The sequence below is a fragment of the Flavobacterium hydatis genome (genome assembly GCF_000737695.1).
GTDB lineage: Bacteria > Bacteroidota > Bacteroidia > Flavobacteriales > Flavobacteriaceae > Flavobacterium > Flavobacterium hydatis.
The window spans coordinates 18630-30648 of sequence record NZ_JPRM01000065.1 but is presented as its reverse complement, the minus strand read 5'-3'; the positions used below and the strand labels follow the sequence as shown (position 1 = coordinate 30648).

Here is a 12019-nt window from a genome sequence, read left to right as displayed (position 1 = left end):
CGGCGGGGCTCACCTCTTCCCATCCCGAACAGAGTAGTTAAGCCCGCCTGCGCAGATGGTACTGCAGTTATGTGGGAGAGTATGTCGTCGCCTTTCTTTAGAATCCTCATCATTTATTTGGTGAGGATTTTTTTTTGTGCCTTACTTTTTGGAGGAGAAATAGGCAAAAAAGGCTTTAACGCAAAGTACACAAAGAAAAAAAAACGCAAAGGTTCGCAAAGCTATTTATTAAACTTTGCGAACCTTTGCGTAATCCTTTGCGTTAAATTATTATGTGTAAAGAAGGTTTTTTCTAAGAGAGACTAAAAATTGTGTTATGTTATGATTGTTTTGTGTTAGAATAAAGCATTTTGCGTCTTAGCGACTTTGTGAGAAACTAATTGTACAGCTTAATAAAAAGAATCTCTGCAAGATTTTAATATAACTCTACGGTAGTGTGCGGAAGAAATCAATGTGTAAGTGCTACGGAGTATTTTTTTGGGATGATGTATTCTGTTGTATTATTTTAAAAGAATACGTGCTAGGGTATATAAGGGATAATCTTTAATTAGTCCTATTGTTTGTTGTTTTTATTGTAATTATTAAAATTGAGAGGTTAAAATAGGTAATTGAAGTGTTTGAGCTTGTATAGTTAAAGTCTAATAAAATCTATTGATATATGAGCATAAAAAAAACCTGCTCAAGCGAGCAGGTTTGATTTTATGTTATGAAAGAAATTATTTTCTTTTGATAACTCTTTCTACAGCTTCAACAATCGCTTGATTGTTTAGTTTGTATTTTTCCATTAATTGTTCTGGAGTTCCAGATTCTCCGAAGCTATCATTAACCGCTACAAATTCTTGTGGAGCAGGATTGTTTAATGTTAATACTCTAGAAATGCTTTCTCCAAGACCTCCAAGGATATTGTGTTCTTCGGCAGTAACAACACATTTTGTTTTTGATAAAGATTTTAATATCGCTTCTTCATCAAGAGGTTTAATTGTGTGTATGTTGATTACTTCGGCAGAGATTCCTTTTGCTTCTAGTGCTTCTGCAGCGATAAGTGCTTCCCAAACTAAGTGTCCAGTAGCAACAATAGTTACATCTGTACCTTCGTTTAATAAAATTGCTTTTCCAATTACGAAAGGCTCATCTGCTGGTGTGAAGTTAGGTACAACCGGGCGTCCGAAACGTAGGTAAGCTGGTCCGTGGTGATCTGCTAATGCAATTGTTGCAGCTTTTGTTTGATTGTAATCGCAAGTGTTGATTACTGTCATTCCTGGTAACATTTTCATTAAACCAATATCTTCTAATATTTGGTGTGTTGCTCCATCTTCTCCAAGAGTTAATCCTGCGTGAGATGCACAAATTTTTACGTTTTTATCTGAGTAAGCTACAGATTGACGGATTTGGTCGTAAACTCTTCCTGTAGAAAAGTTAGCGAAAGTTCCTGTAAAAGGAATTTTACCTCCAATTGTTAAACCTGCTGCAATTCCGATCATGTTTGCTTCAGCGATTCCGATTTGGAAAAAACGTTCTGGGTGATTTTTTTTGAAATCATCAAATTTTAATGAACCAATTAAATCAGCGCATAATGCAACAACATTTTCGTTTTTCTGACCTAATTCAGTCATTCCCGCTCCAAAACCTGAACGAGTATCTTTACTTCCTGTATTTGTATATTTTTTCATTTTTTTGTTGCTATAAGGAGTATACTTTGTAGATAATAGGCATAAAGCTTATTATGAAAAGTATAATGCTTTTTTAATAATCTGCTAAAGTTGAAATGTTTTGAGCTAATGCATTAGCTAATTGGTCGTTGTTTGGTGCTTTACCATGCCAAGCATGTGTATGCATCATAAAATCTACACCGTTACCCATTTCTGTATGTAGTAAAACACAAACTGGTTTTCCTTTTCCAGTTCTTGATTTAGCATCGGCCATACCTGCTAATATAGCATCGATATTGTTTCCTTCTTTGATATCGATAACATCCCAATCAAAAGCTTCAAATTTAGCACGGATGCTTCCCATTGCTAAAACTTCGTCTGTAGTTCCATCAATTTGTTTCCCGTTAAGGTCGATAGTTGAGATTAAGTTATCTACTTTTTTAGCAGAAGCATACATGATAGCTTCCCAGTTTTGTCCTTCTTGTAATTCTCCATCACCATGTAATGTATATACAATATGATTGTCTCCGTTTAATTTTTTAGCTTGTGCAGCTCCAATTCCTACAGATAATCCTTGACCTAATGAACCTGAAGCAATACGAACTCCTGGTAATCCTTCGTGAGTTGTAGGGTGTCCTTGTAAACGAGAGTTAAGCAATCTAAAAGTTGCTAATTCTGAAACTGGAAAATAACCGCTTCTTGCTAGAACGCTATAAAATACTGGAGAAATATGACCGTTTGAAAGGAAGAAAAGATCTTCTCCGATTCCGTCCATATCAAAACCTTCTTTGCGGTCCATAATATTTTGGTATAATGACACCAAAAATTCAGTACAACCTAGTGAACCACCTGGGTGACCTGAGTTGACAGCATGTACCATTCGAAGAATATCTCTTCTTACTTGGATAGTTAAATCGCTTAATTGTTGTGTGTTAGGCTTCATTTTATATGTAAAAGTTAAACTGTTGCAAAAGTAATTTTTATTTTGCCGTAAGACAAATGATTTTAAAGGAAATGTAACAATTAGAAAATTAGAAAATTTGACGATTATAAAATTAGATTTTAAGGTTTTGGAATTTATAATTATCTGAAATTAATGTTACTAAGGGAGGATTTATTTATTTGTAATTGTCAAATTATCTAACTCCTTGTATCTCTTTCCATGTAATTAACTGGATGTTATTTTCTTTGAGTTTGGTTTTACATTCCTCGCTTGTAAAATAATCAAAGTCTATTTGTCTCCATTCTGAACCAAAATTAGGATGATTCTTTGTAATGCCTTGCATTTCGTTATCATCGAATGCGGGATGAAGTAAGAAAACGTTGAAACCAGGTTTTATATTATCTAATGCTTTCTCGTAAGATTGTTTAAGTTCGCCTTTTTCGAAGTCGGTAAAATATCCGATTAGTAGATTGTCTGCTACAAGGGTATTTTCGTAGTTGTATTTTTCGTTAGACAAGCTTATTGTTTCTACAAATTGTTTGTTGATGAAAACAGGTAAATTATATTCTTTTCCTAGTGCTTTATATATTTCTAAAAACTCAGGTGATACTCCTATGCTGCACATATGTGAATCGAGATGGGTTGGTTTTAATCCGAAATGCAATGCTTTTTCTATTTGGGCACGAAGCTCTTTTTTAACTTCTTCGGGTTTTGCATTATTAATGAAGTCTACTCTGGTTTTATGGAAATAACCATTTTTGTCTACTAATGTTGGTACCTCGTTAATGGGTAATATTGGTCCAAATTTATAGTTTTCCCATTCGCAGGTAAGTGTTAAATGGATTCCGTTATCAAATTGTGGATTGTCTTTGGCGAAGTTTGCCATTTCGTAAAACCATGGGCAAGGTACCATAATGCTATAGGAATTAATCATTCCATTTTGTAATGCTTGTATTGTTGCTCTGTTTTCTGAATGGGATAATCCTGCATCATCTGCATGAATGATTAATAGTTTACTGTTTTCGGGGTATCCTAATTTTTGTGATAAGTTCATTCGGCTCAATTTATATTCGATATTTTAATTTCAAATTTAGTGGATTTTTTTTGCATGAGGGATAATAGCGGCATCCTTTTGTGTAATGAAATGGAACAAAAGATATAGCGAATAGCCCGACCCGAAGGGACATGCCTAAATTAATTCATAAAACATCTTTAATTTTTTGATTTATCTAATTATCTAATTTTCAAATTAGCCTATCTTTGCCGACTGAAAAACGTGTATATGAAGTTTGATTTATTACAAAAAGATCTGCAATCGAAAGCGAGAGCGGGAAGTATTACTACTGATCATGGAGTTATAGAAACTCCTATTTTTATGCCTGTTGGTACTGTTGCATCTGTTAAAGGGGTGCACCAAAGGGAGTTGAAAAACGATATTAACCCTGATATTATTCTTGGAAATACTTACCATTTGTATTTACGCCCGCAAACTGAAATCCTAGAGAAGGCTGGTGGTTTGCATAAGTTTATGAACTGGGATAGAAATATATTGACTGATTCTGGAGGCTATCAAGTGTATTCTTTGTCTGCCAATAGAAAAATTAAAGAGGAAGGTGTAAAGTTTAAATCGCATATTGATGGTTCTTACCATTTCTTTACTCCTGAGAATGTAATGGAAATTCAGCGTACTATTGGCGCTGATATTATCATGGCTTTTGATGAGTGTACGCCATATCCTTGTGATTATCGTTATGCTCAGCGCTCTATGCACATGACGCACCGTTGGTTGGATCGTTGTATTAGTCATTTGGATAAAGTGCCTTTTAAATATGGATATGAGCAAACGTTCTTTCCTATTGTTCAGGGGAGTACTTATAAGGATTTACGTCGCCAGTCGGCTGAATATATTGCTAATGCTGGTCAACAAGGTAATGCTATCGGTGGATTATCGGTAGGTGAACCAGCGGAAGAAATGTATGCTATGACTGAGATTGTTTGTGAAATTTTGCCTGAGGATAAACCTCGTTATTTAATGGGTGTTGGTACGCCAATTAATATCTTGGAAAATATTGCTTTGGGTGTTGATATGTTTGATTGTGTAATGCCTACTCGTAATGCAAGAAACGGTATGTTGTTTACGGCAAATGGGTCTATCAATATAAAAAACAAAAAATGGGAAGCTGATTTCTCTCCAATTGATGAGATGGGAATTACTTTTGTAGATACTGAATATACAAAGGCTTATTTAAGACATTTGTTTGCTGCCAATGAATACTTAGGAAAACAAATTGCTACGATTCATAATCTTGGTTTTTATATGTGGTTGGTTCGTGAGGCTAGAAAACATATCTTAGCAGGAGATTTTATGCCATGGAAAGAAATGATGGTTAAGAATATGAGCCAAAGACTGTAAATGTATTTAACTGTTTAATCGTTTATTCGGTTAAATTTTAGCAAAAAACGATTATACTTATCTATGCTGACAATAATAGACAAATACATCTTAAAGAGATATTTAGCCACTTTTACAGTGATGTTGTTGCTATTTATACCGATTGGGATTGTAATTGATGTTTCGGAGAAGATTAACAAGATGTTAGAGAACAAGATTCCGTTTTTGGATATTGTTGTTTACTACTATAATTTTACTATTTATTTTGCCAATTCTTTGTTTCCGATATTTTTGTTTTTATCGGTGATTTGGTTTACATCTAAACTGGCTAATAATACCGAGGTTATTGCTATATTAAGTTCAGGGATTTCTTTTTCGCGTTTTTTACGACCTTATATTATAGGTGCTTCGATAGTTTCGGTTTTTGTATTGTTAATGGGATTTTATATTGTTCCTGCTGCAAGTGAAGGCTTTAATAATTTTAGGTACACGTATCTGAAAGGGGGAGGAAAGCAAGAAATGCATGGGAATAATACGAATGTATATAGACAAATAAATGATAATGAGTTTATTTATGTAAATAGCTTTAATGATGTTTCTAAAACGGCTTTTAATTTTACATTAGAAAAATTTAAAGGGGAACAGCTTGTTTCTAAAATTACTGCAAGTCGTATCCAGTGGAATCCAAAAGATCGTACTTATACTATGTATGATTACACTAAAAGGACTTTGGGTGAATTAGACGATAAAATTGAAAAAGCTGCTGAAAAGAAAGCTGTATTTACTTTTGATTTAGAAGATTTGACTCCTGTGGTATATATTGCTGAAACTTTGAGTATTGGTAAGTTATACGATTTTATAGAAAAAGAGAAAAAACGTGGTTCTGGTGATATCAATGTATATCTTGTTGTTTTGTATAAAAAAATAAGTGTTCCTATTTCGGCATTTATCCTGACTATTATTGCTGTTGCTGTTTCCTCGATGAAAAGACGTGGTGGAATGGGAACGAATTTAGCGATAGGAATTGCGCTTGCTTTTGCTTTTGTATTCTTTGATAAAATATTCGGTACGCTAGCCGAAAAATCGACTTTCTCACCTTTATTTGCTGTTTGGTTTCCGAATATAGCTTTTGGAATTTTGGCAATTTTCTTATTACGTAATGCAAAACGATAAACTAAAGAGTTACTTAAGTCTTCATTTAATAGTTTTTATTTGGGGTTTTACTGCCATTCTGGGTGCATTAATTACAATAAATGCCGAAGCTTTGGTTTGGTACAGAATGCTTTTGGCGGGGATTTTTTTAGGATCGTTTATTATTTTTAAAAAAGAATCATTTCGTGTTCCTGTAAAAGCTTTCTTTAAGTTGATTTTTGTGGGATTGCTAATTGCTTTGCACTGGATATTTTTTTTCAGAGCAATTCATGTTTCTAATGTTTCGATAACACTTTCTATATTTTCTTTAGGTGCTTTTTTTGCGTCTTTATTGGAACCAATTTTTTTTGGAAGAAAAGTGTTATGGTACGAAGTCTTTTTCGGACTTATTATCATTGCTGGTTTGGCTCTGATAATGCAGGTTGAAATCCAGTACTTAAATGGAATGTATTATGCTTTGGCTTCTATAATTTTGGGGGTTCTGTTTACTTTAATGAATGGTAAATTAATTGCTGATCATGAGCCTTCGGTTATTACTTTTTATGAGTTTGGAGCTGGTGTTTTTTTTATAACTATTTACTTTTTATTTCAAGGTAAGTTTACCGCCGATTTCTTTGTTCTATCTGTAAATAACTGGTTGTTATTGCTGCTTTTGGCCTCGGTGTGTACTGCTTATGCATTTACTGCTTCGGTAAAAGTAATGAGAAAACTTACTCCTTATACTGTTATGCTTACGACTAATTTAGAACCTGTTTATGGGATTATTTTAGCGTATTTTATATTAGGCGGGAAAGAGAAAATGAGCACCGAATTTTATATTGGTGCAATTATAATTGTAATTACAGTTATATTAAATGGTGTTTTTAAACACTATAAAAAAGATGATAAAGCATAATGTTTTAACTCTTTTTGACTTTATTTTTTTATACTTTAATACTAAATAAATACGCCAAACAATATAATATTTTTATATTTGCGGTTCGATTTAAAAACAAAAATTCAAAAGATCCTATGGAATATTTAGATTTTGAACTTCCTATCAAAGAATTAGAAGAGCAGTTAGAAAAGTGTGTTATCATTGGAAAAGAATCAGATGTTGATGTAACGCAAACGTGCAAACAAATTAATAAGAAATTAGAAGAAACTAAAAGAAGTATATATAAAAACCTAACAGCTTGGCAACGTGTACAATTGTCAAGACACCCAAACAGACCTTATACTTTAGATTATATTAAGGCTATGTGTGGCGATACTTTCTTAGAACTTCATGGAGACAGAGGTTTTAAAGATGATAAAGCTATGGTTGGTGGTTTAGGAAAAATTGACGGGCAGTCGTATATGATTGTTGGTCAACAAAAAGGATACAATACTAAAACACGTCAATACCGTAACTTTGGTATGGCTAATCCAGAAGGATATCGTAAAGCATTACGATTGATGAAAATGGCTGAGAAGTTTGGTATTCCTGTTTTAACTTTAGTAGATACTCCGGGTGCATATCCAGGACTTGAAGCTGAAGAAAGAGGTCAAGGTGAAGCTATTGCTAGAAACATCTTTGAAATGGTACGTTTAAAGGTGCCAATTATCACTATTATTGTTGGTGAAGGTGCTTCGGGTGGTGCTTTAGGAATAGGTGTAGGAGATAAAGTATATATGCTTGAGAATACTTGGTATTCTGTAATTTCTCCTGAATCTTGTTCTTCTATTTTATGGAAAAGCTGGGAATATAAAGAGAAAGCTGCTGAAGCATTAAAATTGACTTCTTCGGATATGAAAAAACAAAAGTTAGTTGATGATGTTATTCCAGAACCACTAGGTGGAGCTCATTATGACAGAGAAACTACTTTTACAACTGTTATACAGTATATCACTAAAGGATATAATGAATTGAAAGACTTATCAACAGCCGATTTAATTGCCCAAAGAATGGACAAATACAGTAAAATGGGCGAATACAAAGAATAATCTCTTATAGATTTATAAAAAATCCGAGGCCTTATCGTTTCGGATTTTTTTTTGGTTTTAAACAATATACATCAACTTATAAACAATTATTAGTAACAACTAGATAAGTATCCTACTCTAAATTTTGTTACATTCGCTATATGGAAAACTTCAAAAATATAAACCCAATTAAGGTCGATAAAACCGCAATTATTAATTTAGAAAAAGGGAAACTTCCCCCGCAGGTACTGGACTTAGAAGAGGCTGTACTAGGTGCGATGATGATTGATAAAAAAGGTGTAGATGATGTGATTGATATTTTGCAGCCTGATGCTTTTTATAAGGAAGCACATAAGCATATTTTTGAAGCTATTGTTCAGCTTTTTACTGAGACGCAACCAATCGATTTATTGACGGTTTCGGCGCAATTAAAAAAGAATGGAAAATTAGATTTATCAGGAGGAGATTTTTATTTAATTCAGCTTACGCAAAAAGTAGCTTCTTCTGCGCATATCGAATTCCACTCTCGTATTATTCTTCAAAAATTTATTCAAAGAAGTTTGATTCGAATTTCTTCAGAAATCATTGAAGCATCTTATGATGAAACAACAGACGTTTTTAATTTGCTTGATCAAGCCGAATCTAAGCTTTATGAAGTAACGCAAGGAAATATTAAACGTAGTTCTGAAACAGCTCAGAGTTTAGTACTTCAGGCTAAAAAGAAGATTGAAGAAATTGCGAAGCAAGAAGGTTTAAGTGGTGTTGAAACTGGTTTTCATAATCTGGATAAACTGACTTCTGGATGGCAACCCAGCGATTTAATTATTATCGCGGCGAGACCTGCGATGGGAAAAACAGCCTTCGTACTTTCGATGGCGAGAAATATTGCCATTCAGTACGGGCACGGTGTAGCTTTGTTCTCTCTGGAGATGGCATCTGTACAGTTGATTACGAGGTTGATTTCATCAGAAACGGGATTGTCATCAGAGAAATTACGTACCGGAAAACTAGAGCCTCATGAATGGGAAATGTTGAGTACCAAAGTGAAGAACTTAGAAAAAGCTCCTTTGTTTATTGATGATACGCCGTCGCTTTCTATTTTCGATTTAAGAGCAAAATGTCGTCGTTTAGTTTCGCAACATGGTATCAAAATTATAATCATTGATTATTTGCAATTGATGACTGCTGGAGGTAATAATAAAGGAGGAGGAAATCGTGAGCAGGAAATCTCGACTATTTCCCGAAACTTAAAGGCTTTGGCAAAGGAGCTAAACGTTCCGGTAATTGCGCTTTCGCAGCTATCGCGTGCGGTTGAAACGCGTGGATCAAGTAAGCGTCCGTTACTATCGGATCTTCGTGAATCTGGAGCGATTGAGCAGGATGCTGATATTGTTTCGTTTTTATATCGACCTGAATATTATAAAATTGAAGAATGGGATGATGATGAAGCATCGCCAACTACTGGTCAGGCAGAGATCATGATTGCAAAGCACCGTAATGGTGGAATCGAAAACATTCGATTGAAATTTATAGGGCACCTTGGTAAGTTTGATAACCTTGATGATTTTACTGGCGGTTATGATGATTTACCTTCTAAAATGAATCATGATGATAACCCATTTGCTACTAAAAACCTTCCTTCTGCAAATGAAGCTTTTGGAAGTAACTTTAATGACGACGATGATGATGATAGTGATGTTCCGTTTTAATATTTAAATTACTATTGGTACATACTAATAAAAAATATATTGAAAAAGGGGAAATTGTTTTTGCAATTTCCCCTTTTTAGTTGGATGTAAAATTTTATTTAAGACTAAGCTTTTATTAAATAAAAATTAAAGCTCGAAAATAATAAATTAGATTCTTCGTAATTAACAGGGCAATATTCTGGCTTAAAGTCAGGATTATATTGCCATTGGTCACTATGAACATTACATCCATTTGGAGTTAAATATAGATTTCCTTCGTAAGGTTTGTATCCATCTACCTTAATTTCTATTAATAGTTTTTCGGATATTTTTTCGGAACTCGAAAATCCAGAATAAATAGAATATGATCCATTTAAGGCATTAACAGAATGTTTTTTTGAAAAAAATCTATTCCTTTTAGTTTTTACATACATGTCAGCATTTATTGGCAGATGTGTTTTAGAGTCTAAAATTTTGCCTTTAATCATGATTTTTTTGCTGCTGGCAAGCATTGGTGTTAAATCTAAATTATTAATATTTATGTCGCTTTTCTCTGGCGTTGCAAATAGATTTTTTGTCGAGAAAAAGAATAGGCCAGAGGTTAATAAGCTTGTTTTTTTTACAAAGGATCTTCTTTCCATAAGTATATATTTTGGAGGCGGTTATCGTATAAAAATTTATAAGGATATCGTATTAAACTAAAAAAAAATGGGAGATGTTTTTTTAATATCTCCCATTTATGTTTATTTTTTTAGAATTAATTTATGGGTAATCACTTTACTTCCGTTTACTTCGCAAATAAAATAAATTCCATCCGTCAGACTTTCGATATTAATTGAGTTGGTAGTATCAGCAGTGACTTTAACCTTTTTGATAGTTTGTCCCCATTGATTTACAATATTTAAATCGCTGTCATGATCTGTATTGATGTTTACTACACCTTTGCTTGGATTTGGATACATGATAAATTGAGCTTTTTTCTCAAATTCAGGTGTTGCCAATGTACTTACGACTACACATTGTGAAGAAACAGTACATCCATTTAAAGTTATGGCAACTTTATATGATCCATTAGCAGTTGGAGTAAATGATTGACCTACTTCTCCTGCGATTGGTGAATTATCCGAACATTGGAACCATTGATAAGTTGCACCATTTTGTTGTGAAGTTAGAACATTGTTTCCACCAAAGGTTACTGATAAATTATGGGCAATTGGCTCAATAATATTAAAAACTTGATCTTTAGAACATCCATTTGCATCTGTTACAGTTACAGTATATATTCCTGGAGTTAATCCAGATGCAGTTGCAGCAGTACCTCCCGATGGTGACCATGAGTAAGTTAGTGTTCCTGTTCCTCCATTAGCAGTTACTGTTGCTGTACCATCTGCTTGTCCATTACAAGTTACATTAGTTTGAGTTCCAGATGTTGTAATTGCTGTAGGTTGAGAGATGTCAAAAACTTGATCTTTAGAACATCCATTTGCATCAGTTACCGTTACAGTATATATACCAGCAGTTAATCCAGATGCAGTTACACCTGTTCCACCAGAAGGCGACCATGAGTAAGTTAGAGCTCCAGTTCCTCCACTGGCTGTTACTGTTGCAGTACCATTAGATCCACCATTACAACTTACATTAGTTTGAGTTCCAGATGTTGTAATTGCTGTAGGTTGAGTTATATTAAAAACTTGATCTTTAAAACATAAATTTGCATCAGTTACCCTTACTGTATATATTCCTGCAGTCAATCCAGATGCAGTTGCAGCTGTACCTCCTGATGGTGACCATGAGTAAGTTAGAGCTCCTGTTCCTCCACTAGCAGTTACTGTAGCAGTACCATTAGATCCACCATTACAACTTAGATTAGTTTGAGTTCCAGATGTTGTAATTGCTGTAGGTTGAGTTATATTAAAAACTTGATCTTTAAAACATAAATTTGCATCAGTTACCCTTACTGTATATATTCCTGCAGTCAATCCAGTTGCAGTTGCAGCTGTACCTCCTGATGGTGACCATGAGTAAGTTAGAGCTCCTGTTCCTCCACTAGCAGTTACTGTAGCAGAACCGTTAGTTCCACCATTACAACTTAGATTAGTTTGAGTTCCAGATGTTGTAATTGCTGTAGGTTCAGTTATATAAAAAACACGTTAAAAATTAATTGTTAACTAGTTGGTAAAAGATTCAATTATAAAATTTAAGCCTAAAAAAAAAAACGAGTTAAAATATCTATTAAAAATATTTTAACTCG

10 protein-coding genes, 1 rRNA gene and 1 pseudogene are annotated in these 12019 nt (G+C 33.9%); 6 read left to right on the top strand and 6 right to left on the bottom strand.

The features are described from left to right. A 5S ribosomal RNA gene (gene rrf / locus IW20_RS24780) occupies window positions 1–96 on the top strand; the annotation flags it as partial. 620 nt (window positions 97–716) lie between these two features. Here rrf and IW20_RS24775 read toward each other — a convergent pair. The 3 genes from IW20_RS24775 to IW20_RS24765 form a co-directional block, all read right to left on the bottom strand. Continuing rightward, on the bottom strand, window positions 717–1670 hold the full coding sequence (locus tag IW20_RS24775) for a transketolase family protein (RefSeq protein WP_035628905.1): 954 nt from the start codon (window positions 1668–1670) through the stop codon (window positions 717–719). 73 nt (window positions 1671–1743) lie between these two features. Then, window positions 1744–2592 (bottom strand): transketolase, encoded by an 849-nt coding sequence (locus IW20_RS24770; RefSeq protein ID WP_035628902.1) that lies wholly within the window; start codon window positions 2590–2592, stop codon window positions 1744–1746. Window positions 2593–2785: 193 nt separating this feature from the next. Then, window positions 2786–3646: a polysaccharide deacetylase family protein gene (locus tag IW20_RS24765; RefSeq protein WP_035628899.1), complete on the bottom strand. Its 861-nt coding sequence runs from the start codon at window positions 3644–3646 to the stop codon at window positions 2786–2788. 228 nt (window positions 3647–3874) lie between these two features. On the opposite strand from IW20_RS24765, the gene tgt reads away from it, so the two are divergent. From tgt to dnaB, 5 genes are all read left to right on the top strand, one after another. Next, a complete protein-coding gene (gene tgt / locus IW20_RS24760) occupies window positions 3875–5005 on the top strand; it encodes a tRNA guanosine(34) transglycosylase Tgt (RefSeq protein ID WP_035628896.1) in 1131 nt (376 codons plus the stop codon). Window positions 5006–5068: 63 nt separating this feature from the next. Continuing rightward, the gene (locus IW20_RS24755; RefSeq protein ID WP_035628893.1) at window positions 5069–6157 is read left to right on the top strand and encodes an LptF/LptG family permease; all 1089 of its coding nucleotides are present in this window, start codon (window positions 5069–5071) and stop codon (window positions 6155–6157) included. Then, on the top strand, window positions 6144–7031 hold the full coding sequence (locus IW20_RS24750) for a DMT family transporter (RefSeq protein ID WP_035628915.1): 888 nt from the start codon (window positions 6144–6146) through the stop codon (window positions 7029–7031). Before IW20_RS24755 ends, IW20_RS24750 begins: the two co-directional genes overlap by 14 nt. 116 nt (window positions 7032–7147) lie before the next feature. Further along, entirely contained in the window at window positions 7148–8101 is a 954-nt protein-coding gene (locus IW20_RS24745) for an acetyl-CoA carboxylase carboxyltransferase subunit alpha (RefSeq protein WP_035628891.1), read from the top strand. A 140-nt stretch (window positions 8102–8241) separates the two neighbouring features. Next, on the top strand, window positions 8242–9789 hold the full coding sequence (gene dnaB, locus IW20_RS24740) for a replicative DNA helicase (protein ID WP_035628888.1): 1548 nt from the start codon (window positions 8242–8244) through the stop codon (window positions 9787–9789). A gap of 104 nt (window positions 9790–9893) precedes the next feature. Here the strand turns inward: dnaB and IW20_RS24735 are convergent, their stop codons facing one another. The 3 genes and pseudogenes from IW20_RS24735 to IW20_RS26965 all read right to left on the bottom strand — a co-directional run. Continuing rightward, window positions 9894–10409: a hypothetical protein gene (locus tag IW20_RS24735; RefSeq protein ID WP_035628886.1), complete on the bottom strand. Its 516-nt coding sequence runs from the start codon at window positions 10407–10409 to the stop codon at window positions 9894–9896. A gap of 102 nt (window positions 10410–10511) precedes the next feature. Continuing rightward, a complete protein-coding gene (locus tag IW20_RS24730) occupies window positions 10512–11747 on the bottom strand; it encodes a T9SS type A sorting domain-containing protein (RefSeq protein WP_035628884.1) in 1236 nt (411 codons plus the stop codon). A gap of 36 nt (window positions 11748–11783) precedes the next feature. Further along, window positions 11784–11888, bottom strand: a pseudogene (locus IW20_RS26965) (hypothetical protein); the annotation flags it as partial. Window positions 11889–12019: the final 131 nt, after the last annotated feature.